General features: G+C 40.0%; 23 protein-coding genes and 1 tRNA gene. 13 read left to right on the top strand and 11 right to left on the bottom strand.

The features are described from left to right. Positions 1-49 precede the first annotated feature (49 nt). The 3 genes from KO534_RS23215 to KO534_RS23205 form a co-directional block, all read right to left on the bottom strand. Positions 50-1,081: a CDP-glycerol glycerophosphotransferase family protein gene (locus KO534_RS23215; protein ID WP_215933891.1), complete on the bottom strand. Its 1,032-nt coding sequence runs from the start codon at positions 1,079-1,081 to the stop codon at positions 50-52. Then, entirely contained in the window at positions 1,078-1,473 is a 396-nt protein-coding gene (locus tag KO534_RS23210; RefSeq protein ID WP_215933889.1) for an adenylyltransferase/cytidyltransferase family protein, read from the bottom strand. Before KO534_RS23210 ends, KO534_RS23215 begins: the two co-directional genes overlap by 4 nt. Before the next feature lie 191 nt (positions 1,474-1,664). Further along, positions 1,665-2,387: a 3-deoxy-D-manno-octulosonic acid kinase gene (locus KO534_RS23205; RefSeq protein ID WP_215933887.1), complete on the bottom strand. Its 723-nt coding sequence runs from the start codon at positions 2,385-2,387 to the stop codon at positions 1,665-1,667. A gap of 107 nt (positions 2,388-2,494) precedes the next feature. On the opposite strand from KO534_RS23205, the gene KO534_RS23200 reads away from it, so the two are divergent. Next, on the top strand, positions 2,495-3,571 hold the full coding sequence (locus KO534_RS23200) for a glycosyltransferase family 4 protein (RefSeq protein WP_215933885.1): 1,077 nt from the start codon (positions 2,495-2,497) through the stop codon (positions 3,569-3,571). An 18-nt stretch (positions 3,572-3,589) separates the two neighbouring features. Here the strand turns inward: KO534_RS23200 and waaA are convergent, their stop codons facing one another. Further along, positions 3,590-4,891, bottom strand: a complete 1,302-nt coding sequence (gene waaA / locus KO534_RS23195) for a lipid IV(A) 3-deoxy-D-manno-octulosonic acid transferase (RefSeq protein WP_215933883.1) — start codon at positions 4,889-4,891, stop codon at positions 3,590-3,592. 199 nt (positions 4,892-5,090) lie between these two features. Here waaA and KO534_RS23190 point away from each other — a divergent pair, with 199 nt between their 5' ends. The 7 genes from KO534_RS23190 (at position 5,091) to glpG (ending at position 12,766) form a co-directional block, all read left to right on the top strand. Further along, positions 5,091-5,546 (top strand): substrate-binding domain-containing protein, encoded by a 456-nt coding sequence (locus tag KO534_RS23190; RefSeq protein ID WP_252732383.1) that lies wholly within the window; start codon positions 5,091-5,093, stop codon positions 5,544-5,546. A 6-nt stretch (positions 5,547-5,552) separates the two neighbouring features. Next, on the top strand, positions 5,553-6,734 hold the full coding sequence (locus tag KO534_RS23185; RefSeq protein WP_215933881.1) for a TonB-dependent receptor: 1,182 nt from the start codon (positions 5,553-5,555) through the stop codon (positions 6,732-6,734). Between the two features lie 3 nt (positions 6,735-6,737). Then, positions 6,738-9,197 (top strand): putative bifunctional diguanylate cyclase/phosphodiesterase, encoded by a 2,460-nt coding sequence (locus tag KO534_RS23180; protein ID WP_252732382.1) that lies wholly within the window; start codon positions 6,738-6,740, stop codon positions 9,195-9,197. Between the two features lie 126 nt (positions 9,198-9,323). Continuing rightward, on the top strand, positions 9,324-10,517 hold the full coding sequence (locus tag KO534_RS23175) for a glycine C-acetyltransferase (protein WP_215933879.1): 1,194 nt from the start codon (positions 9,324-9,326) through the stop codon (positions 10,515-10,517). Next, a complete protein-coding gene (gene tdh, locus KO534_RS23170) occupies positions 10,517-11,542 on the top strand; it encodes an L-threonine 3-dehydrogenase (protein ID WP_215933877.1) in 1,026 nt (341 codons plus the stop codon). Before KO534_RS23175 ends, tdh begins: the two co-directional genes overlap by 1 nt. A gap of 34 nt (positions 11,543-11,576) precedes the next feature. Then, positions 11,577-11,894 (top strand): thiosulfate sulfurtransferase GlpE, encoded by a 318-nt coding sequence (gene glpE, locus KO534_RS23165; protein ID WP_215933874.1) that lies wholly within the window; start codon positions 11,577-11,579, stop codon positions 11,892-11,894. A gap of 14 nt (positions 11,895-11,908) precedes the next feature. After that, entirely contained in the window at positions 11,909-12,766 is an 858-nt protein-coding gene (gene glpG, locus KO534_RS23160; RefSeq protein WP_215933872.1) for a rhomboid family intramembrane serine protease GlpG, read from the top strand. A 13-nt stretch (positions 12,767-12,779) separates the two neighbouring features. Here glpG and KO534_RS23155 read toward each other — a convergent pair whose 3' ends face one another. Next, positions 12,780-13,196, bottom strand: a complete 417-nt coding sequence (locus tag KO534_RS23155) for a flagellar basal body-associated protein FliL (RefSeq protein ID WP_215933870.1) — start codon at positions 13,194-13,196, stop codon at positions 12,780-12,782. Positions 13,197-13,350: 154 nt separating this feature from the next. Here KO534_RS23155 and KO534_RS23150 point away from each other — a divergent pair, with 154 nt between their 5' ends. Then, the gene (locus tag KO534_RS23150) at positions 13,351-13,917 is read left to right on the top strand and encodes a chorismate--pyruvate lyase family protein (RefSeq protein ID WP_252732381.1); all 567 of its coding nucleotides are present in this window, start codon (positions 13,351-13,353) and stop codon (positions 13,915-13,917) included. A 6-nt stretch (positions 13,918-13,923) separates the two neighbouring features. Further along, positions 13,924-14,802: a 4-hydroxybenzoate octaprenyltransferase gene (ubiA, locus tag KO534_RS23145; RefSeq protein WP_215933868.1), complete on the top strand. Its 879-nt coding sequence runs from the start codon at positions 13,924-13,926 to the stop codon at positions 14,800-14,802. A gap of 85 nt (positions 14,803-14,887) precedes the next feature. On the opposite strand, the gene ubiK is transcribed toward ubiA, so the two are convergent. Continuing rightward, positions 14,888-15,133 (bottom strand): ubiquinone biosynthesis accessory factor UbiK, encoded by a 246-nt coding sequence (ubiK, locus tag KO534_RS23140; protein ID WP_215933866.1) that lies wholly within the window; start codon positions 15,131-15,133, stop codon positions 14,888-14,890. A gap of 148 nt (positions 15,134-15,281) precedes the next feature. Here ubiK and rep point away from each other — a divergent pair, with 148 nt between their 5' ends. Further along, a complete protein-coding gene (rep, locus tag KO534_RS23135) occupies positions 15,282-17,297 on the top strand; it encodes a DNA helicase Rep (protein ID WP_215933864.1) in 2,016 nt (671 codons plus the stop codon). Positions 17,298-17,313: 16 nt separating this feature from the next. On the opposite strand, the gene KO534_RS23130 is transcribed toward rep, so the two are convergent. Both KO534_RS23130 and KO534_RS23125 read right to left on the bottom strand, forming a co-directional pair. After that, positions 17,314-19,905: a bifunctional diguanylate cyclase/phosphodiesterase gene (locus KO534_RS23130; protein WP_215933862.1), complete on the bottom strand. Its 2,592-nt coding sequence runs from the start codon at positions 19,903-19,905 to the stop codon at positions 17,314-17,316. A gap of 160 nt (positions 19,906-20,065) precedes the next feature. Continuing rightward, positions 20,066-20,461, bottom strand: a complete 396-nt coding sequence (locus KO534_RS23125) for a c-type cytochrome (RefSeq protein ID WP_354667973.1) — start codon at positions 20,459-20,461, stop codon at positions 20,066-20,068. A 231-nt stretch (positions 20,462-20,692) separates the two neighbouring features. On the opposite strand from KO534_RS23125, the gene KO534_RS23120 reads away from it, so the two are divergent. Next, a complete protein-coding gene (locus KO534_RS23120; protein WP_215933860.1) occupies positions 20,693-21,823 on the top strand; it encodes a PQQ-dependent sugar dehydrogenase in 1,131 nt (376 codons plus the stop codon). Positions 21,824-21,915: 92 nt separating this feature from the next. Here KO534_RS23120 and KO534_RS23115 read toward each other — a convergent pair. From KO534_RS23115 to mutY, 3 genes are all read right to left on the bottom strand, one after another. Beyond that, positions 21,916-21,991: transfer RNA gene (locus KO534_RS23115), tRNA-Phe, on the bottom strand. Positions 21,992-22,174: 183 nt separating this feature from the next. Then, positions 22,175-22,447, bottom strand: coding sequence for an oxidative damage protection protein (locus tag KO534_RS23110; protein ID WP_215933858.1), 273 nt, complete (start codon positions 22,445-22,447; stop codon positions 22,175-22,177). A gap of 46 nt (positions 22,448-22,493) precedes the next feature. Then, positions 22,494-23,561 (bottom strand): A/G-specific adenine glycosylase, encoded by a 1,068-nt coding sequence (gene mutY, locus KO534_RS23105; RefSeq protein WP_215933855.1) that lies wholly within the window; start codon positions 23,559-23,561, stop codon positions 22,494-22,496. Between the two features lie 78 nt (positions 23,562-23,639). Here mutY and KO534_RS23100 point away from each other — a divergent pair, with 78 nt between their 5' ends. After that, positions 23,640-24,368 carry an alpha/beta fold hydrolase gene (locus tag KO534_RS23100; protein ID WP_215933853.1) on the top strand — a complete coding sequence of 243 codons (729 nt, stop codon included), beginning with the start codon at positions 23,640-23,642 and terminating at the stop codon, positions 24,366-24,368. The last annotated feature ends 74 nt before the right edge of the window (positions 24,369-24,442 follow it).

The following is a 24,442-nucleotide window of genomic DNA, read 5'->3' as shown; positions in this document are numbered from 1 at the left end:
TAACCCGATTAGGTAATATTTTACTAATTTATTTGTATTATGTTACGTATTAAAATTTCCAATAGCACAATTTTTTGCGTGTTCTTAACTTCCGTAACCAATTCCTAGGCTTACGTTTTAAACCAGCAGGAGGTGCTTGAATAATTTTTTCTGCCGCATCCAATACTCTTGTAGATGAATTCCCATCTACATAAGGGTGCATCAAACTAGTATTATATCGAATTTTCTCTAATAACAATGAATCTGCCTTTAAGGCTTTTCCAATCGTCGAGAATAAATCTTTTGCCTCGGATATATTTAATAAATGAGGCTCCGGTTCTTTATTTTTGAATGTGACGATTGGTTTATTAAGCAAACCAAATTCGGTAATAATTGATGATGTATCAGAAACGATAATATCCGCAGCTTGCAGTACAGGAGCGAGCGCAGCTGTCTCTATGACATGTACGTTTTCGCTGGTTAGTCCTTGATATTGCTCAACTAAATCCTTGGGCATTTTAGGATGAAATTTTATTATCCATTGCCATTCATTATGGGTCTTACTTAATTCAGAAATTTCAGAAAATAAAGCTCTTGCCGAGCTTAGAGCGGGTGAAAAAGTAGGAGCATATAGTATTGTTTTTACATCGCGTTTATTGGGCCAGTCATATGCTTTTGCGTTGAATAATGTATCTGTTTTTGGCCAGCCGGTTTCTATTACAGAGAAATGAGGGTGCACTGCGCGCATCTTTTCGAAACGTTGTGTGAAAAAAGGGCCTTGAGTGCAATATAAATCAAAACAACCGCGCTCTCGAAAGTGACCTTTTTTCTTCCACTCGAAGCCGTGAAAAACTTGTACTTTTAAGCCGGGGATAAAGTCTGGAACTAAATTGCCGGGTACAAATACCGCTCTAGGATTGTATTTCACCACTTGTTCAACATTTACGAGTACTTTTTCATCAGGTTGAAAGTAACCTACTTCAATTTCGTTTCCTTCGACAAACCAAGCAACCTCATCTCCACGTAAACGAATTTCTTGCTGCAGCGGCCGTAGTATTTCAAAGGAATAATTGTGAGCGATATAGAATAAATATTGCTTCACTTAGTTTCCTTAATTATTTCAATTACTTCAGTAGTAGAAATAGAAGGGGTTCTTGGAAGATATACGACTTTACAGTACTCGTTTAAGTGGTCAAATCGACCCTGCCAATCATCACCCATAACCAAAATATCGGCATTATTCGAAATAATATACTCTGCCTTTAACTCTAACGAATCTTCAACGAATACTTCGTCGACAAACCTAAGTGAAGAAATGATTTCCAATCGACTTTTTAAAGGATATATCGGTCCTCGGCCTTTTTTATTTTGATTAAGTTCATCAGACGAGACTCCTACAATCAGATGACTTCCTAGCGACTTCGCACGCTTGAGTAACTTTATGTGTCCGATGTGTAACACATCATATGTACCAAATGTTATGACTCTACTCATTGCTCGCCTATTGTTAAGAAAACTACAGCTAAGACTAATTTCACTTAGCATAAAGCCGTATGATATCGGTTAGTTAAAGATTATAAAAGCCGCTGACGAAGTCTTACTGAAATCATCTTTGATGGCGGTAAATATTGGAATGTTGAAGTTATCTCGATGTTACCTGAGTGTGCCAAAGCTAATTTTTTGATTCAGCGAGAAATCGCTTGGTTATAAGCACTGATTAGCGATTTCCAGTCTGCTATTTGCCAACGAATATTGCTCAAACCTTGTTCTTTTTCAAAGGAGCGTTTTAGTCGATTCATATTTGAACTCTTCCACTTATTACCTTGTTTTACCTCGCATTTATCAAAGTCGATAAGATAAGTTTCATAGCCATCATCTAACATAATGTTATGGATATTAAGGTCATGGTGATAAATTTGATTGTTATGAAATTCTGCAATTGTGCGTCCAATTTTTTTCCAAATATCTGCGCTCAATTGAGTATTTAACAAAATGTGATGTAAATCTTGAGCCTTAGGTATTTTTGTCGAAATAATATCGGCTCGATAACTGAAACCATTCTTATGCAAAATGGCGGCAATGGGAGTGGGGCAGGGCAAATCCAAGGATTGCATATGTTGCAATAACCTAAACTCTTGCCACGGGCGAGATTGTTCTAGTCCAGTATACAAATATTGGTCATCCAGAACTTTGCCAATTAGTCCCCCTCGACAATAATGGCGCAATACGTATTCTTTTTTGTTGTGCTTGAAAAAGTAAGTCGTGCCGCGCCCTATAGCTTGACCTGTAATTGCATTTCGAGCTTGCCAAAATTGGCCAGTAAACATCTTTGGGGAAAGTTTAGGGAAGTGTTCTTTATCGAATAGCATCACATGTGAGTTAATAGTTTTTTGCTGGATAATAGCCATGTTACAATTTTGTGTCCGTAGTAATATGTGCATTGTATACGTAATACATAGTTAAGTGCAGACTCAGATAGACCTTTATATCCCAACAAATAGAGTAATCCCCACCTATGAAAAAGCAGGTTTCTAGTGAATCATCGTCACATGAAGTTGAATTAATTATTGGAAATTCCAATTCAAACTTTTCAGGTGTGACCTCCACTATGTTGCAAGTCATGTCCTATCAAAAAAACATGGTCAATCTACGTATTATGGGGCCCCATTTTTTGCCTGACCCTAGCTTAGCGATTAGTTTTTGGGAAACCGCAAAAATGTGTCGGTCGCCCCTTAAAAATGGTAAATGGCGAGTATTCCACGCCCGTCGTGTAGATGAAATGATTCAAGGCATACTGCTAAAATACTTGTTTAGAGCGAAAATTAAGTTGGTATTTAGTTCTGCTGCGCAGCGTAAACGTTCCGCTTCAACCGTGTGGTTAACGAGAAAAATGGATGCCGTTATTGCCGTCAGTAAAAGGTCAGCAGGGTTTCTATGTGATCCACCTGATTTAGTTAACCCCCACGGTGTGCAAGTGAGTGATTATTTACCCGCCAAAGATAAACCGCAGGCATGGGCAGAGTTAGGATATGGGGGAAAGTATGGAATTGGTATTTTAGGCCGAGTCAGAAAACAGAAAGGTGTTCATCTGTTAGTAGAAGCCTGTCTTGAATTGTTTGACAAATATCCTGACTACCACTGTGTTGTGGTGGGAGCCATTTCTTCGAGTAATAAAGAGTTTGTAGAACAACTAAAAAGTAAAGCTGCAAAAGCAAAACTATCGGATAGAATCACTTTTACAGGTGAGTTGCCATTTGAAGATATACCTAAAATTTTCAGTGCTTTGTCTTTGGTCGCTGCTTTAAGTGATAACGAGGGCTTTGGGCTAACTGTATTGGAGGCCATGAGCAGTGGTGCAGCAGTGTTAGCGACACAAGCCGGTGCTTGGGAAGAAATAGTACGTCCAGAAGTTGATGGGTACATTGTACCTGTGAATGACCAGCAAGCCGTTACCCAAAAAATGGACATGTTATTGTCTGATCCACAAAAATTAGAACAAATGGGCATAGAGGGGCGAAAGCGAGTAGAGAACCATTATCGTGTTGAAGACGAAGCAACTCGATTAATCGAGTTTTTCCGTAATTTACAATAAAGCAGTGCCATAGAATAATTAGCTGGCGAGTACAGTCAGTGTTTTTTCTAGGGCGCCACTATTATTGGTTAACACTTGCTTAGCGGCAGCTCCCGCACTTTTCCTTTGTTCTGGATCGCTGAGCCAAGTATTACATGCCGATTCAATTTGTTGCGCATCGGATACATACAATAAGGCTCCGCTTTCCGCCAAAGCTTGGCAGATAGCAGGGTTGTTGTATGTAGATTGGCCCATTAAAATAGGCACGCCTACAGCAGCCGGCTCCAACGCATTATGCCCACCTCTTTCCGCTAAACTTCCACCTACAAAACTAATATCAGCTAAAGCATAGATAGAGCGTAATTTGCCCATTTGGTCGCATAATAGTACTTGAGTACTGGATTGACATGGCTGAGATTCGCTCATCAATACCGTTTCTATATTCTGTTTTTGTAATAGTTGATGAACCTTGTCAAAACGCTGTGGGTGACGAGGGACAATAATTAGCAGTAACTGTGGGTACACTTTTGCCAATGTCAAATAAGCATCCACTAAAATTTGTTCTTCGGGTTCGTGGGTACTTCCGGCTACGAGTATAAGACGCTGCTCTAAAGAAAAATTGCTTTTAATCGTTTGGCTTAGCGCGATGTCTTGGTTAGAAACACTTAAGTCAAACTTGATGTTATTGGTTAAGGTCAGTTTTAGAGAGGGCACTCCGAGAGCTAAGTAATTCTGGTAATCTCTGCGACCCTGAGCACAAATAGCGGTTATTTTGGCAAACATAGGTTTAAACAACGCTGGAAAATTTTGATAAGTTTGCTTTGATTTGTCACTCATTCGGCCATTAATAACAATCACTGGGATATGCGAACTCCAACATTGGTGACATAAATTTGGCCACAATTCCATTTCATTAATTAATACTTTAGAAGGGCGTTTGGTTTTTAGAAATAACTTTACGAAGAGTGGGAAATCATAGGGTAGATAAGCATGACTAACACGGTCTGAAAATAGCAATTTTACTCTATCTGCACCAGTGGTGGTGTTTGTGGTAATCGTAATATGTTGTTGCGGAGACTGGAGCAATAGGTGTTCAACCAAACCTTGTATCGCCACTACCTCTCCTACAGAGGCGCAATGGATTACTAACGCATCCATTTTCTTATTTTGATTTTGAGTAAAACCATATCGAGATAATCGTGCTTTTGTGTACCCAGGTTTACGCCTGATCAATTTATAACTAAAGTTAACCAAAGTGAATGGAATAATTATTAGCCACAATAGTGAATAACCGAGTAATACAATATTTTGCTTAATACTGGGCTTAAAAGTCTTAGTCATGTTGTATATATGTAGATGAGAGTTTTTAAAACAAACACAACTGTAGCAGACTTTAGCCATCGAATAAGTGTTTTAGGGTAAATTACCTCAACCTTCAGGTATTCATAACAGTATGAATAATAATTAATTTCTAATAAGTAATAGCTTTTTTATTAAACTCATTTAGTATAAAAATTCACCCCCAGAATGGAGTTCGTTTTTGAATCAAACTCGTCTACATCTTTTCTTGGCACTATTGATTTGTTCGGGCTGCCTATTATTTGTTGCTTTTTCGGTTGGCAGTCAGGTACCTGAGGTAAAAGTTGTGGTGAATCCTTCTGTAGACTCCAAAGATCTGAGTGTCGAACAAATACGTAGAATTTTCTCGATGCGGCAAACCACTTGGTCGAACGACCAAACAATTACAGTGTATGTACTTGCAAATCAACATCAAACCCATCAAGTATTCAGTACTAAAGTACTCGGAATGTTTCCATATCAATTGGATCGTATTTGGAACAAATTGGTGTATTCAGGATTAGGAGAGGAGCCGATTAAATTACAAAGTGAAGAAGAGATGCTTGAGCGTGTCAGTCAAGAGCCTGGCGCAATTGGTTATGTAATGCAGCCGATTAACCTTGATAAAATAAATGTAATCAAAGTGTTGGAGAAATAAGCCTATATGAAACTTGTAACACGGATTACCAGTTTGATTCTTGGGATGTTGTATATGACATTTTGTGATTCTGCTGAGTCGCTTAAAATAAACGGTTTTGTGGCTCAAGGAATGGTGCAATCAAAAGATTCAAATTTCGTCACTGATGATGGTGACGTGTCGGTTAAGTTGACGGAAATTGGAGTCAATAGTGCTTATAGATTTAATTCTTCATTACGAATGGCAGGGCAAGCGGTATATCTAGAGGGAGGGAATCGTTATCCCGATGGTTTTAGAATTGATTATTTGTTTTTAGAATGGCAATTGCTACAAACTGCTAATTGGCTTATCAAAACCCAGATTGGCCGAAACAAAAATTATCATTGGCTATATTCGTCAACCCGCGATGTACCTCATACTCGCCCGTCTATTGTGTTGCCACAATCACTCTATTTCGATGTATTCCGTGACGTTGCTATAGGTGTTGATGGGATAGTATTGTTAGCACAAACTGACAATAAATGGGGAGAATGGGACTTTAATTTCAGTTATGGCAATTCACAAATCAGTGAAGAGCAGAAAGAAAACTTAATAGGAACAAGTGCTTCAGGAAAGCTGACACATGATACCGATACGCAGATTAGTGTGTATTGGCGTCCCAGTTTAAGCAAGTTTCAATATGGTTTCTCTTTGCTTGATGCTGATTTCAGTTACAAACAGGGAGATAACGACACTTTGTTTAGTGGTGAAGAGACTTCCCAAAGAATAATGTTTAATTTTTTGTACCAAGGGCAAAACTGGGAAGTCGCTTCTGAAGTTATGCGTGAAAGGGTCATCGTAGAAAATTTACTGTTTCCCAGTTTTCAAAGTGACCTCACCGCAGAGGGGGGATATTTGCAAGCAAGGTATTTTTTATCCAGTCAATTAACCTTGCTTGCGAGATTAGATATTTATGATCGTGATAGAAGAGACAGAGACGGCAGTAACATTCAGACTTTGAGTCAAGGATTGGTGCCCAGTTATTTTGGTCTAATGGATCAGGCTACGGTGGGAATGACTTGGAAGTTCGCCAAAAATATTCAAATACAAGCCGAGTATCACAAAGTAAAAGGTACTGCTAGATTAGCACCTATATTTACACCGAATACCATTTTAAACGACAGCAAATATTGGGATATGTGGGCAGTGCAGCTTATGTATTGGTTTTAATCAATGCGCAAGTTTGTCAGCTTACCTACTAAAATAATGGGCTTGTTAATGGCTTTCTTATTGATAGCCAGTGCCTCATTAACTTATCTTTGGGTAAATAAAAATAATCAAGATTTTTACGTTCAGCAACAAACCGTGCGTGAGCAAGACAAAAAACAATTTGATTTGATCCGAGATTTATTGCGAACCAGAGTTGAGTTTTGGTTTGAATCCTTTGTTCACTTTCAAGCCAACTACGCAGATAATATTGATGCTACCGCGTTTTTCTTTGAACATGAGTTCGACTATCTGCAGCTTAATTGGCAAATTAATGACTTATGGTTGTTCAATAGCAAACTCGATTTACGCTTTACAACCTCTAGAACTGAAAAAAACTATATTTTAAATGATATAGAACAAGTCATTAATACCCAGTCTTCGGTTTCGCATATTCGCTGCGTACAAGAGTGCCAGCAGCAAATTAGTATGCCAATTTTGTCTAGTTCTGGGGAGCTGGTGGTGTTATCGGTTAGCAGTTCGTTAATGGAAGCGTTGGCGGCTGTTAATCGTTCGACTTTTGCTAAGTTGGCGGTTTTAGGTCCAGAAAATGCTTCTCTCAATGCAGTAGAATTACAAAACTTAATCATCAAACCGCCAATTAGTTTTGCCAATAGAGAATTTATGCAGAAAATTCTTACGGCATTACCTAAAGATCTTCCTCTCTCGAGAATGCTTGATTCTGGTTATCGGTTAGCGCTTGACAGCAATGTGTATTTGTTAAATTTATTGCCAATCGATCCACATCTCGAAAATCCAATTTACCTAATGTTTGTGCATGATATTAGCGAGTCATCTATGGCTCATAATCAATATCAAGAGCAGGTATTATCAACATCCATAATTGCTGTAGTGTTCTGTGTAATCGCTCTGTTTTTGCTGACATGGCGAATTCGTCGTCGTTTGCTGCTAATCGCCGAGCAACTCCCTCTTTTGGCACAAAAAAAGTACCAAGAATTTCGTACTCATAAATCGGTAAAAAGCTGGCTTTTCTCCGATGAAATAGAATTGCTGCAAGACTCTGCCAATTTACTCAGTGAGGAACTTGAGTCCTTGGACCAAAAGATTGAACAAAATACTCGTGAATTAGAAAATATCGCCATGTACGACCGATTAACAGGTCTACCAAATCGAAATATGCTAAATCACCAGTTAAAAAAGCTGTTGGCAATCATGAAACGTGAATCCAACAAATTAACGGTAATGTTTTTTGATTTCGACAAGTTTCGTAAAATCAACGACACCCACGGCCATGATGTAGGAGATGCATTTTTGGTTAACGCAGCTTTAAGAATTCGTGGATGTTTGCGTGACTCAGATATGTTGTTCCGTTTTGGTGCTGATGAATTTGTAGTGGCATTTTTAGAAAACAAACACAGCGAAGGTGCGCCTTTTTTAGCAACCAAATTGATTGAATCATTCAGAGAGCCAATAGCGGTTGATGAATTGTTGTTTTATACATCTAGTAGTATTGGCATCGCTAGCTCTGTGGATAGTTCGATACTGATGGACGATTTGGTAAGGCAATCAGATATGGCTATGTACGCTTCAAAAGACGCGGGAGGTAATAAATACAGTACCTTCAATGATCTAATGCAAAAAGCGGTTATACGAAAAGTAGAGCTAGAAAACGAAGTACGCGATGCCCTTGAAAAAGGCGAGTTTAGTTTTGCGTTACAACCCCAGGTAGAAATTGCAACGGGTAAACTATTTGGGTTTGAAGCTTTGATTCGTTGGAACCATCCCGAACGTGGTTTCGTTCCTCCAGATGAATTTATTCCGCTGATTGAAAATACCGGAAATATGTTAAAAATCGGCTATTGGGGGCTCAATAAGGCGTTCGAAATATTGCAACAACTAGATGAATTGGGGTTGTCTGATTTAAAAATAGCTGTCAATTTATCCGCCAGTCAATTTTTGGATCCAGATTTACTGCCATTTCTACGTGAACAAATAAAAGCGTTTAATCGCAATCCTTCACAAATCGAATTGGAGTTAACAGAAAGAACAGTGGTGGCTGACATCGAGCAAACCCTCGAAACCATGCGGCAACTTAAGGCAATGGGTTTTATATTTTCAATTGATGATTTTGGTACAGGGTATTCGTCTCTAGCTTATCTAAAACAAATGCCCGTTGATATTATTAAAATTGATCGCAGCTTTGTTTCAGGTATGAGTGATAATAATGCAGATATGCAGATCGTTTCTTCTACTATTGCAATGGTGCAAAAGTTAGGAATGCAAGTGGTTGCAGAAGGCGTAGAAACATGTGCTCAGATGAAATTGTTGCAAAGTCTTAGCTGTGAAATAGGTCAAGGGTATTTTATCGCTCGCCCGATACCAGAGAGTGAGTTATACCAAATGTTATCTGAAAAACTACAGCTCGGTATCTGGGATAAGTTAGACAAACTCGCTCGAGCGACCTAGCGGTATGGGTATCAGCTGTACAAAAAAATTGCCACTTGCATAGAGGCGTCTACGCTGAAAAATATCAATCAGCAAATTGAATATATATGATCCACACTTTTGCCATTCTACCATTAGGATTTCCTCATGAAACATGACTTTTATAAACGTTTGTCTCACCAAATAGCCGACACTAAGGCTCAGGGACTTTTTAAAAACGAACGTATTATAACCTCAAGCCAACAAGCGGATATTGAAGTCAATAATGAGCAACACGTTCTTAATTTTTGTGCCAATAACTATTTAGGTTTAGCTAATCACCCAGAATTAATTAAGGCTGCAAAATCTGGATTAGATAGTCATGGTTTTGGCATGGCTTCAGTGCGTTTTATTTGTGGAACTCAAGATATCCATAAACAGTTAGAAAACACTATTAGTGACTTTCTAGGTACCCAAGAGACAATCCTTTACCCCTCTTGTTTTGATGCCAACGGTGGATTATTTGAAACTATTTTGGACGCCGAAGATGCCATCATTTCTGACTCACTTAATCACGCAAGTATCATCGATGGAGTTAGGCTTTCCAAAGCGAAACGGTATCGCTATGCAAACAATGATATGCAGGCCCTAGAATCACAGCTGATCCAAGCTGATGCTGATGGTGTTCGAACCAAGCTTATTGCTACAGATGGCGTATTTTCCATGGATGGTGTGATTGCTGACTTATCCGCGATATGCGACTTGGCGGATAAATACCAAGCCTTAGTGATGGTTGATGATTGTCATGCCACTGGGTTTGTGGGGGCTAATGGTAGAGGAAGCCATGAGTATTGCGATGTAATGGGCAGAATCGACATATTGACTGGTACTTTGGGCAAAGCCTTGGGTGGCGCGTCTGGTGGTTACACCTCGGGGAAAAAAGACGTCATCACTTGGTTACGGCAACGTTCTCGTCCATATTTATTTTCGAATTCTGTCGCTCCGCCAATAGTTGCAGCGTCATTAAAGGTGTTTGAAATGATGCAAAATGGTGACGGGTTACGCAAACAATTAATCACCAACGCCGCATATTTTCGTCAAAAGATGACAGAGGCCGGGTTTACCCTCTCGGGTAAAGATCATGCCATTATTCCTGTGATGTTAGGAGATGCGCAGTTAGCTAGTGATATGGCCGATAAGATGCTGCAAAAAGGTGTTTATGTTGTAGGATTTTCATTTCCAGTGGTACCAAAAGGGCAGGCTCGCATTCGAACCCAAATGTCTGCTGCTCACAGTATTGAACAAATAGACTTAGCTGTTGCCGCATTTATTGACGTTGGCAAAGAGTTGGGAGTGATTTGATGAAAGCCTTATCCAAGTTACATTCCCAAAAAGGCATATGGATGACGCAATGCGAAAAACCCACGGTTGGCCACAATGATTTATTAATCAAAATTCACAAAACTGCAATTTGTGGCACTGATATGCATATTTATCAATGGGACACATGGGCGCAAAATACTATTCCGGTGCCTATGGTTGTAGGTCACGAATATATAGGTGAAGTAGTCGAGATGGGGCAAGAAGTCCTGGGGTTTGCCCTTGGTGATAGAGTCTCGGGTGAAGGGCATATTACTTGTGGGCATTGTCGAAATTGCAGAGCCGGCCGGCGCCATTTATGCAGAAATACCACGGGAGTAGGCGTCAATAGACAAGGGGCGTTTGCCGAATACTTAGTGATCCCTGCATTTAACGCTTTCAAAATACCCTACAATATATCTAGTGACCTCGCAGCCATTTTTGACCCCTTCGGCAATGCCGTTCATACCGCTCTATCTTTTGATTTGGTGGGTGAGGATGTGTTAATTACAGGTGCTGGGCCAATAGGTATTATGGCCGCAGCAGTAGCAAGACACGTTGGGGCCAGAAATGTTGTTATCACCGATTTAAATGAATATCGTCTTAATTTGGCAACCCAGATGGGGGCTACTCGCGCAGTGAATGTAGCTAAAACTTCGCTAAAAGATGTCATGGACGAGTTAGGGATGAGTGAAGGTTTTGACGTTGGTCTAGAGATGTCGGGAGTGCCTGCTGCGTTGCGTGATATGCTCGATAAAATGAATAATGGTGGTAAAATTGCTATGCTAGGTATTCCTCCTAGCGATGTTGCGATAGATTGGACCCAAGTTATTTTCAAAGGCTTGATGATAAAAGGTATTTATGGCCGTGAAATGTTTGAAACATGGTATAAAATGGCTAGCTTGATCCAAGGTGGTTTAGATTTAACACCTATGATAACTCATCAATTTGCGATCGATGATTTTCAAAAAGGCTTCGATGTGATGGAATCAGGTCAATCCGGTAAAGTGATCCTTAATTGGTGTTAGTATGAAGTTCGTATATCTGAGGAGCGTTATTTAGATGGAGCAATTTGCCCATATCTCTGTTCAAGAAACACAGAAAAAATTGTTGCAAGGTGGCGTGCGTATAGTTGATATTCGCGACGATGCGGCATTTGCAGCTGGACATATCAAAGGCTCCACTCAATTAACCAATGGTTCGCTGCATAGTTTCATGTCTGAAGTAGAATTCGATACGCCTGTTATTGTCTGTTGTTACCATGGCATTAGCAGTCAACAAGCGGCACAGTTTCTAATTCATCAAGGTTTTGAAGAAGTGTATAGTTTAGACGGAGGGTTTGAGGCGTGGCGCCAAAACCAACCGTTTGAAACCTCATAGGAAGTTTTATTCATTTGTCTACTCCCCTTAAGCTGGTCGCTTTCTCTAAAGAACAACCGGCAAGATTACTGACTATTTACCTCATTGAGCAAGGTATTCAAGCAGAGTATCAATACTCAGAAAATGACTATGCACATGCCGTCATGCTGTTAGATTCATCAGAACAAATACGAGCTAAAACACTGGCGGAAGAATTTGTTCTTAATCCGAATAATGAAAAATATCAAAAAGCGGCTTGGCAGTCAGGCGAAACAGTTAAGTTAATCCCAGAGAAATCTTTTTCTGCTGCTAAAACCCTCTATGATCTAAAACAAGCTCCTTTTACCTCAAGTATATTGGCTATTTGTTTGCTTATTTATCTATTAGCTATGGTCGGGATAACGGCTCCTTATTTATGGCTAAAAATCCAACCCATCGATGTACTTGTTGATTCGGGGCAATGGTGGCGTTTATTAGGTCCTGCATTGATTCATTTCTCTGTGTTGCATATTGCGTTTAATCTGTTGTGGTGGTGGAGTTTAGGTAGACAGATTGAAATCACTTTTGGCATTACTAGCCTGTTAATGTTATTCGTTTTTTCTGCGGTAGTATCCAATGTTGCTCAATTGTTGGTAAGTGGTGCAAATTTTGGTGGTCTTTCTGGCGTAGTTTATGCTTTAGTTGGGTGTGTTTGGTGGCTGGGTTGGCTAAAACCAAACTGGGGGTTAACGTTGCCTAAACCTATAGTCGTATTTTTATTAGTTTGGCTAGTTGTTGGCTACTTAGATGTTTTACCTGTACATATGGCCAATACCGCACACCTAGTGGGGTTAGTTTGTGGCTGCTTGTTTGCCTGGTTTTTGGTAGCTAAGTCAAAGAACTCAAATGTTTAATAAATTTTGATGATTAACTCTGGAAATACAAGTATTTAGTGAAAATCACATCCTTGATCATTTCAGAGCCCGTTTCTCTTAACATGAGCTCTCTGAGTTTTTCTAAACAGTTTCTCCTGATATCTTCTCTTCCTGTAAGAGATTTTACTTTTTCTGCTGGCTGGCTACCGAACGCTTCAATAGTGGCAGCTCGTAGCAAAGGAGAGTGATGTTCCGCAGCTTCAAGAAATTCTGCATCTTCTAACATTAACTCTATCGATACTCTTACAAAACCTAGTTTTCTTGCACTAGAGCCTAAGTAATTAGTTACTATTTCTGGCTCAAGACTGAAGTAAGCATAGTTTTTTCTCGTTGTTTCCTGCCCACTTACCACAGAGTGATAACTTAAAAGAGTCAGTAAACTAACAAGTACCCATATCGTTTTTTTCATCTTTAGTTTCATTTTTTAGTTATCGTTGCAGTTAATATCAGCTTAGCAATTTTTGTTCGTCTCATAAAACTAAATTCATTACAAATGTATTTAACTTTAGTCTAAGTCACGCTCTTGTTATTATCACGTTTTACTAATCAATAACGTTGTAAAATTGAATTTATCATATAATTTCCCAATTGGTATTGCATCATCATGGGCAGCTCCAGAGTGTTTTACTATCCCTAACCCATGTTTAGAAAGTTGGTTATTAAACACTGGCTCATTGACTGAAAGATTACAATCACAATGCGCGTCATTCCAATTGACCCTGCTGGGGCAACAGCATGTACAGATTGCGGCCGAGGAGTTTCGACAAGTTTGCGCTCCTCAGCAACAGCTAAATCTGCAAGAGTGGCAAGTGAGAGAGGTGTTATTGTGGGGAGATAACCAACCTTGGGTTTTTGCGCGCTCGATTATTCCGCAAAAATTATGTGAAAATGACTTTGTTAACCTCAACACTCAACCTTTAGGTCAGCTGATTTTTAATGATGAAAGATTCACACGATTGCCCTTTGAATTAACCAATATGCGCGCCAGTCGAACCTTCTTGTCTCAATTACATCTCTCGAACGAGATGGAATTATGGGGGCGTCGCTCTGCATTTAGCTTTGAGGGCCTTAAAATGACTGTCAGTGAGGTGTTTTTACCTAATTCGCCCGCCTATCGAGAGATGAAATAAACGAACATGGATAATTTAGGGCTATTCTCAACCGCAAAGTTAAACGCGTATTGGCGCTTAATGCGCGCCGACAAACCAATCGGTATCTATTTGTTGCTTTGGCCCTGCGTATGGGCGTTATGGATAGCTTCAAACGGTGTTCCAGATTTCCATCTATTGGTTGTGTTCGTACTGGGCGTTGTGGTGATGCGTTCTGCTGGTTGCGTAATTAATGATTACGCTGATCGTCATGTCGATGGTTTAGTGGAACGCTCTGCAAATCGCCCTTTGGTGGCAGGGGAAGTAACAGAAAAAGAAGCGCTTGGCCTATTCTTAATATTGATATTTTGCGCGTTATTGTTAGTTTTAACGTTATCGTGGCAAACCGTTGTTATGTCAGTGGGGGGCTTGATTTTGGCTACTATTTACCCCTTCATGAAGCGCTACACTCATTTACCCCAAGTTGTGCTTGGCGCAGCATTCGGTTGGTCAATACCAATGGTGTTTGTGGCTACAGGGCAAAGCCTCGACTGGGTGGTATGGGCTTTGTATTTTGCCAATTTAGCGTGGACTGTGGCCTACGATACACAATATGCCATGGTTGATAAAAACGATGATATTAAAGTAGGGGTGAAATCAACGGCTATCTTATTTGGCCAATACGATAAGTTGATCATCATATTACTACAGCTGTTTTGTTTGGCATTGCTTACTGCAGTTGCTGTGTGGCTAAAATTGAGCTGGCCTTTTTACCTTTCGTTAATTATCAGTTTAGGATTGTTCTTATATCAACAGCACCTTATCAAAGACCGCGACAGAAGCTTGTGTTTTAAAGCTTTTTTGCATAACCACTATGTCGGTTTAGCTGTGGCTCTTGGAGTTGTAGTACATTACTATTTATCCTAATTGAGATTTATTGAAGCGTGACGCAAACCACACAAATTGTATGAGTGGTTCACATTACCGCTGCTATTAAGCTTACTCAGTTAGGTTAAGCTTCTGGTTGTTCCAATTTAGCGAGTCGAGCTTCCAAATCGGCTAATTTTTCTCGAGTACGCATTAATACTTGGCTTTGAATATCAAACTCTTCGCGACTCACAAAATCTAAGCGGCTGATTTGTGATTGCAATACCTGTTTTACCTTAGCTTCTGCGCCCTCTGCCATATTTTTTACGCCAGGTGGCAGAGCTTCGGATATTTGCTTAGCGATTTCTTCTAGTTTTTTAGGATTTAGCATTGGAATATGTTTACCTTGTCGAGTTTAAATTGATTTCTTAAACGTAATTTGGATCCAGTTTACAGCCTATTGAACGTTAATCTACTTGGACTGACCAGCGTATTCTCTTACAATCACTGCCCCATCATTATAGGCTGTTTAATTTAGCATGAAACTTAATCCTGGTCAGAACCAAGCTGTCACTTTTATTTCTGGGCCGTGCTTGGTTTTAGCTGGTGCTGGTAGTGGCAAGACCCGAGTTATCATTAATAAGATTGCCTATTTGGTAAGAGAATGCGAGCTACCAGCACGTTATATAGCCGCAGTCACCTTTACTAATAAAGCCGCACGAGAAATGAAAGAGCGCGTGGCGCAATCTTTAGGTAAAAAAGAAGCCAGAGGGCTAAAAATATCTACTTTTCACACTTTAGGCTTAAATATCATTAAGTCTGAAGTTAAAACTCTGGGGCTAAAACCTGGTTTTTCTTTATTTGACGACAAAGATAGTATGTCGCTACTCAAAGACTTAACCGAAATTGAATTTGATGGTGACAAAGAGCTGTTGTCAGCCTTGCAAAGTTGTATATCTAACTGGAAAAATGCTCTCATACTGCCAGAGGACTTAAAACGCCAGACGCTTTCTCCTAGTGATCGTGAGCATGCAGAATTCTATGCCCGTTATCACAATCATTTACGCGCCTACAATGCCCTAGATTTTGATGATCTAATTCTATTGCCAACCTTACTGCTTAAAAACAACGAGACAGTTCGACAAAAATGGCAGAATAAAATCCGTTATTTGTTAGTTGATGAGTATCAAGATACCAATACAAGCCAGTATGAGTTGGTGAGACTACTAGTGGGTGAACGTTCTAGGTTCACTGTGGTTGGTGATGATGACCAATCCATTTATTCGTGGCGCGGTGCGAGACCACAAAATTTAGTATTGCTACAGACAGACTTTCCAAATTTAAGAGTCATTAAACTAGAACAAAATTATCGATCTTCTGAGCGAATTTTGCATTGTGCCAATATTCTTATACAGAACAATCCTCATGTGTTTGAGAAAAAGTTATTTTCAGAGTTGGGTTATGGTGAACCACTGCAAGTAATTACTGCCAAAAATGAAGAGCATGAAGCCGAGCGAGTAGTAGCTGAATTGATGGCCCATAAATTTATGGGGGCCACAAAATATAAAGATTATGCCATTTTGTATCGCGGTAACTTCCAATCCCGAGTGTTCGAAAAAGTACTGATGAGTAACCGCATCCCTTATAAAATAAGTGGTGGAATGTCGTTTTTTGGTCGTACTGAAGTCAAAGATATAATGGCTTATTTGCGGCTATTGGTTAATCAAGATGACGACAATGCCTTGTTGCGCGTGATTAATACACCTACTCGCGGCATAGGTAGAGTGAGTTTAGAGAAGCTTGGAAATCTAGCTAATCAAAACCGCACGTCCATGTTTGAAGCTGCCTTCGACCCTAATCTTCAGGAGGTTTTGACGGGTAAGGCCTTAGTCTCGGTAGAGCAATTTAGCCGCTGGATTGTTGAGCTTTCAGATAGGGCAGTTAGAGGCGATGGCATTGCTACTATACGCGAAATGATTAAAGCCATGGGTTATGAAGAATGGTTATACGAGTCCAGCACTAGCCCCAAAGCGGCTGAAATGGCAATGGCGAATATCAGTACCTTGTTCGGTTGGATTAGTGACATGCTTGAGGGTAGCGAACTGGACCCTCCCATGACACTTCAAGAGGTCGTTAATCGACTGATTTTGCGGGATATGATGGAGCGCGGCGAAGATGATGAAGAATCTGACCAAGTACAGTTAATGACGTTACACGCTTCAAAAGGATTGGAATTTCCTTACGTATTTATGGTGGGTATGGAAGAAGGGCTATTGCCACATCAAAGTAGTATTGATGAAGACAATATTGATGAAGAAAGACGCTTAGCCTACGTGGGAATTACTCGTGCGCAAAAAGTCTTGTTTATGACGTTAGTGAAAGAAAGACGCCAATATGGCGAAGTGATCAATCCTGAACCTAGCCGATTTCTACATGAGCTTCCCCAAGATGATTTGGTATGGGAGCATAAAAAGCCAAAAGTGTCTGCTCAAGAACGTCAGCAAAAATCTCAGGTGGGAATAGCGAATCTACGAAATATGATGAATAAGAGTTAGCGGAAACGAGACTAATCTAGCTGTTTACAACTCTATTTTTAATTTCGTTAAATTCAATTTTATTGGCTGTTTGCACATACTTACCTTGGCCTAACTCGCATCCTACATCCACCAAGGCTTGATACTGTTCTTCTGTATCTATACCTTCGGCTATTAATTTAAACTTCAAATGATCTGAAATAGACAACACAGATTGAATTAACTTTAAGTTTCGCTCAGAGCGAGGAAGGGTCTTCACAAAATAGTGATCCACTTTTACGTAGTCAAAAGGATAAGAATACAAATAACTAAGAGACGCCAAACCACTGCCGAAGTTGTCTAATACCAAGGTAATGCCAGCGCGTTTCAAAATTTTAATCGCAGGTAAGAAGAACTGAGAGCGGCGATTTAAAGCGTTTTCGTCGAATTCAATGACTAATTGCTTTGGATCCACTCCTGCGGCATAAACTTGTTCAATCAACTGTTTCGCTAATGATGTTTGAGTTAGGTGGTGGATGGATAAGTTAATTGAGATTTGATTCTTGCTCGCTTCAGGATCTAGTTGCCAATTCTGCAAAATTTCACAAGCTTTCGTTAGCATGAACTTGTCCATTTCCACAGTCAGGCCACATTGTTCAGCAATCTGCCAATACTGATCTCGTTTAATTTTTCCTATTCTTGGGTGTTTCCAACGGACGTAACACTCTCGGTAGATCAACTCGCCACTAGCCAAATTTAATACTGGTTGTGAATAACTTTCAAAGGCCTTGGCTTTGAGTATTTTCCTAAATTCGCTTTCAATCTCCATTTCTTCAAGCAGCTTTTCTCGCATGGTTTTATCGAAAACGATATAACGCCCGCGTCCTAGAGACTTAGCTTGGTACATTGCCGCATCTGCATCTCGAAGTACTTCGTCTGCAGTTTGGTAACCACTTTCAATGTAAGCGATACCTATACTCGCCCCTGAATACATATCTCTGCTTTCAATATTAAAGGGCTTGGCAATAGATTGGATTATACGCGAGGATATTTCTTCGACATCGATAGGAGAGTCGTAGTTATCAAACAATACTACAAATTCATCACCGCCCAAACGAGCAAGTAAGTCATGACCTCGTATACATGAGCTAATTCTAGTTGCGACTTCTTTTAAAAATTGATCCCCTGCCATGTGACCTAAAGAATCATTAATTTGTTTAAATCTGTCTAAATCAATAAATATGACAGCAAAGTTACTTTCTCTATATCGTTGTTTGCTGGCAAGCGCCAATTCGAGTCGGCTATTAAACAACACTCTATTTGCTAAGCCTGTGAGTGAGTCATGCTGTGCGTCATACTCCAACTGTTGTTGTGCTTGCAAGCGTTCTTCAATTTGTTTTTGTAAGAACAAATTAGTACTGTTTAGCTCTTCGGTACGCTCTTTAACTTCTTCGGCGAGTCTTTGATTATAGGCTTGAATTGCATCGGACGACCGCTTGCGGCCCAACGCCACAGCAATGTGGTGCGACACAAAACGCAAAAATTCTAGGTCTTTATGGTTATATTGTTTTTGTTTGCCATAACTCTGCACTGCTATTACACCGCAAATATCGCCATCTATAATCAGTGGTGAGCCAATCCAAGAGTTCATTTTGTCGTGGATACTTTCCACTAACTCCAAAGACAGCTCGTTTGATTCATACAATTGGTGCGCATTGGTGACGTCTATCAACTCAGCACCACCGTGCCTAATAACATATTCTGTTAAACCCAATCCCATAGGACGAGGTTCAATTTGTGATTGAACTTCGTCTTTGTAGTAAGGGAATTGCAAGGTTTGTTTTCGAGTATCTATAGTGGCGACATAACAGTTAGGTGCACCAATTAATCGCGATAATGTGTCATGAATAGCAGCATAAAAGTCATCCATGTTGCCTTCAACTGTTGCTGAAAGCTCTGATATTTCAAACAATGCTTGCTGCAGGGATTCAATTTTTTGTCTTTCGCTAATTTCTTCTTGTAACTCTTCATTTATTTGTCGTAACTGTTTTGTGCTTTGGCGAATAGACTTTTCAGTTAATTCTCGACTTTTGACCCTATCTACACAATTGACTATGTGTTGAGAAACAAAAAGCAATATTTCCAAGTCAGCCTGGCTATAGCGAATCGACTCATCATAACTTTGCACTACCATAGCGCCGATTACTTGAGAGCCTCTTTTTAGAGGAACCCCTATCCAATCTACTGGATGTGCTCCTATATCTTTGACCGATATGTCAGCAGTTTGTTCTCTATAGGTTTCTTGGGTTAGAAATAAATGATTACCGGTACGCAGGATATAGCCAGTGAGACTGTTTTTAAGATCGTCCGCGGAGATTTGCGAGACTACTTGTTCATCGAACTCGTCCACAAAATACACAAAATCAATAATCTCTTTTTCTTCATCATAAAAAGCGACAAAGAAGTTTTGGGCAGACATAAAGCCAGCGATAATGTTATGTATTGCAGGGTAAAGGCTAGATAATTCATTGATTGAACTAGCCAATTCAGAAATATCGAAAAGCGACTTTTGAATAGATTCCGAACGCTTATATTTACGCGTTATCTTCTGTAATTGAGGAACGAGCTCTCGCAGTTCTTCTAAAGACATTTGATCGGCAATTTGTTTCGGCGTTATCGGCAAAATATATTAGTCTTCTAAATTGAAAATAGGTGCAGATATTAAGCCATCAAAAATAAACTATTAAGATCAAAAAGACCACCCTAATAGTGGTCTTTTTTACAACAAGTGAGGGGTTATCAATGTAAACCTAGATACCTTCAATCATATGTTCAATAGCTGCTTTGATTTCGTCATCTGTACAATCACCACAAGTACCTTTTGGGGGCATGCCACCGATACCGTTGATTGCATTTTTCCATACAGTATCAAAACCTTTGTCTAAACGAGGCCCCCAATCAGCCGCGTCTTGAAACTTCGGTGCATTTAAAACACCTGTGCTATGGCATGCAACGCAGGCTTTGGCGTATATATCTGAACCTGCTCTGGGTCCTGAAGAAGCCGATTCAGGTTTTGCACCTGCCACATGCACTTGACCAACAGGCTGAATACGAGTCTTAATGTCATCTTCGCTCATTTCTTGTGCTTGTACCGCTAACACGGTAAAAACACTCATACAGATACATAATAAGGCTTTAAATTTCACAAAATTCTCCAAAACAAGCTTTGTTTACTTAAAAAATCTGAGACAGATTATAACTACTAATATTGTGTGAACAACTAATTAACGCATAAATCTAAGTGAATTAGTATTTTTCGCGTCTACAATCTGAATTTTTAATTGTATAAGAGGGCTTCATTTGTAGCAGGCTTACTCATTATTCTTATTCGGTGATATTCTGCACGACAAGTGACACTTTCTAATAAGGAATCGACTATGGACATTATTATGCGTCTACTTGGCTTGATGTTTTGCATCATTTTATCTGTTGCTGCCTGTGCTCAGCAGCCAAATATTTCAGTTTCAAACAGTAATCAGTCATATGAGTATCAATTAGTCACCAAGGGGGTAGATATTCCATGGGGTATGGATTGGCTCAATGCAACCGATATAATTGTTTCTGACCGCAAAGGAGAGTTAAGGATTATCAGCAATGGCAAACTTTTGAGTCAAAAAATCACTGGATTGCCAGCGTTAAGAGCTCAAGGTCAAGGTGGTCTGTTGGATGTTATAGTCGATCCCAATTACTCACAAAACAACCTGATTTATTTTGCGTATTCTGGATTAGAGGGGGAGGGAGAAGGCGCGCACACCTCTGTTATGCGAGCGAAATTGCAGAATTTTAAGTTGTTTGAACAAACTATTATTTTTGGTGGCGGCCTTAACTCGACCAAAGGCCAACACTATGGCAGTCGCCTCACGTTTGATAAACAAGGTTATTTGTATATTTCCAACGGCGACAGAGGCAATCGTGATGTTAACCCACAACGTCTAGACCGAGCCGCAGGTAAAATTCATAGAATTAATAGTGACGGTAGTATTCCTAAAGATAATCCATTTGTTGCACAACAAGATGCCCTCCCTACTATCTATTCGTATGGCCACCGCAACCCACAAGGCATGGCAATGCATCCAGTATCAGGGGATATTTGGACCCACGAACATGGCCCTAAAGGTGGCGATGAAGTAAATATTATCCAACCAGGAGCCAACTATGGCTGGCCGGTCATTAGTTATGGCGTGAATTATAGCGGCACATCATTTACTGATTTGACTGAAAAAGAAGGGATGCTGCAACCTGCTTGGTATTGGGTACCCTCAATTGCACCATCAGGAATGACATTTGTTACTAGTGACATTTACCCCGACTTGAAAGGTAAAGTGTTAGTTGGTTCATTAAAGTTCGCTTATATAGTGGCACTTGAGTTAGAGGGAAACAAAATTATCAGTCAAGAAACCTTGTTTCCAGGCATAGGCCGAGTTCGTAATGTGAAACAAGGTGCTGATGGTTATTTATATGTGGCTACTGACGGTGGCGGGATATTCAAAATAGTGCCCAAAAAATAAATTGTCAGTTATGTAAGCTGGTAAGGATAAAGTTTTTATAGTTAGAAAACCAAAAAGCCCCGAACATTTCTGTTCAGGGCTTCTATGAATAATGGTGCCCAGACTCGGAATCGAACCAAGGACACGAGGATTTTCAATCCTCTGCTCTACCAACTGAGCTATCTGGGCTTCAACACAACAGGTTTTGTCTATAAGACTGCGTCCGTTTCGCTGAGGGTGCGTATTAAACGGATTTAGTGCTTTTAAGTCAACCCCTTTTTAGGGATATTTTGCAGATTGTGTATCGATTGAACAAAATCTCGGCTAAAACAGCTAAGTTCGTAGCTAAAGTTGTCCAAAAACTGTTTTATTTTAACTCTTCGGAGGGACATAACCTTCGATATCGGGTTCTCTGCCTTCGAATAAATATCCTTGCATTTGTGTTTCTAAAAATGTTCGCGCCGCGGGTTCCATCATATTCAGTTTATTTTCGTTAATCAGCATGGTTTGTTTCTTTTGCCAATCGGCCCATGCTTCTTTGCATATATTATCGAAAATTTTCTTACCTAACTCACCAGGATAAAGTTGGAAGTCTAAGCCATCTGCTTCTTTTTGTAGTCGTTGACAAAATACTGTTCTGCTCATAATGCTCTAATTTAATGGTGGGGGTGTCACTAGAAGCTCACCCCTATTAAAATGATGTATTGATTGTACTAAATAGTTTCTTGGTTGGCGCGGATAATCCGACATTTTGCGGTTCGGTTAAGTCGTACCACATTTGGGTGTCTTCCATTATTCGGTCCAAAGGTTGTTGTTTTAGGTGTAATACAATAGGTTGAATGTCTAAATGAAAATGACTAAAAGTGTGCCGAAAAGCCGCAAGTGGCTGTTGTTGGAAATCCGTTAATCCTAAACTCGCCGCATGTTCTGTTATTTGCTCTTGTTGTTCTACTTCGTGGAAACACCACAATCCTCCCCATAGTCCAGCTGGTGGGCGTTTATATATGAGTAATTGCTTTTGCCACATGGGGATCAACATGAAAGTTGTACGAACCGGAATCACTTTTTTAGGTTTTTTGTGAGGTAATTCAGTTTGCCGACCTTGTACAAAGGCCAAACACTCCTGTTGTACAGGACAACTATCACATTGTGGTTTACTGCGGGTGCAAAGCGTGGCTCCCATATCCATCATGGCCTGAGTATAGTCACCTGTTCTGTTACTTGGTGTTAATTTATCAGCGTATTGCCAAAGCTGTGTTTCTACTTTTTTGTTACTCGGCCAGCCTTCTACTGCAAAATAACGGGCTAATACTCGTTTAACATTACCATCTAAAATACTCTGATGTTGATTGCAGGCCAAAGACAAAATTGCGCCCGCTGTAGATCTCCCTATTCCTGGTAAAGCGACTAATTGCTCTATATCTTCAGGGAATATCCCTTGGTTTTGATCTCTAATAATTTGAGCGGCTTTTTGCAAGTTACGGGCACGGGCGTAATATCCTAAACCTGTCCAGTGATGTAATACTTCATCTTGCGGTGCATTGGCTAAACTGAGAACGTCAGGAAAACGCAGCATAAAGGCCTGATAATAAGGGATAACTGTTTTCACCTGCGTTTGTTGCAGCATTATTTCTGACACCCATACTTTATAGGGCGTCTTATTGAGTTGCCATGGCAGATTTTTTCTGCCGTTAAGGTCAAACCAAGCTAAAACTTTTTGACTAAATGAGTTATTTATAGCGTTAATATTGTTCGGCACCGAGTAAGGTTCTGTTGTTCTGCAGATAATTACCCGATAATACCCTAACAAAGTAGAAATAGTTCAGTTGAGAGTAGATTGCTTAAAACAAAAGATTCAATTTATCAAATTAGCCAGCCCATCGTATTTTTTCCTGGAACACTCTGTGATGAAAGAGTGTTTAATCCATGCTGGCGATATCTAGATATGCCTATGCGAGCTTTTGTCCCTTTGCAGTGGGCTGAAAATTTAGAGCAGATGAAAATGTTGAGCGCCGACAGATTGGCGTATTTTGAGCCGCCAGTACACTTAGTGGGTTTTTCTATGGGCGGATATATAGCTGCACTGACAGCCATTGAAAATCAAACTAATATTGCCTCCTTAACGCTTATTTCCAGTGCCTGTGATGCACTGCCCAAAGATGAAATTCAGCAACGACAACAATTGCTTAAGTTAATTGGTGCCAAAAAATATAGTGGTATGACTAAGAAACGTCTAACTAGTTTTTTTCACGCAAACCATCAGCAACAAAATGACTATCTAAATGTTGTAAAACAGATGGAGCAGGATCTGGGGGCTGATGTGTTAGCAACCCAAATTAGCGCTACCCAGGCCAGAAAAAACTTATTACCTGCGTTAGCTAAATGCGCTTTTCCTATCCACATCATTAGTGGCGAGCAAGACAATTTAGTGAGCCAATCAACCATACTGGCGATGCACAAACAGTTAACAAACAGTGATGTAACAATACTTGAAGAAGCAGGACATATGTTGCCAATTGAGCAATCGGAGAAATTAGCTGAATATTTAGCATCAAAAATTGCCTAAATTGTGCTGACTGGCTTGCAATCAAGCCGTGTCGCCGGATAATGCGCCGCATCTATGCTGGCTAGTAACCAAGC

The organism is Paraglaciecola arctica (assembly GCF_018861065.1).
Taxonomy (GTDB): Bacteria; Pseudomonadota; Gammaproteobacteria; order Enterobacterales; family Alteromonadaceae; genus Paraglaciecola; species Paraglaciecola arctica_B.
Note: the sequence above shows the minus strand (reverse complement) of the source record. Positions and strands in the feature narration are given on the sequence as shown.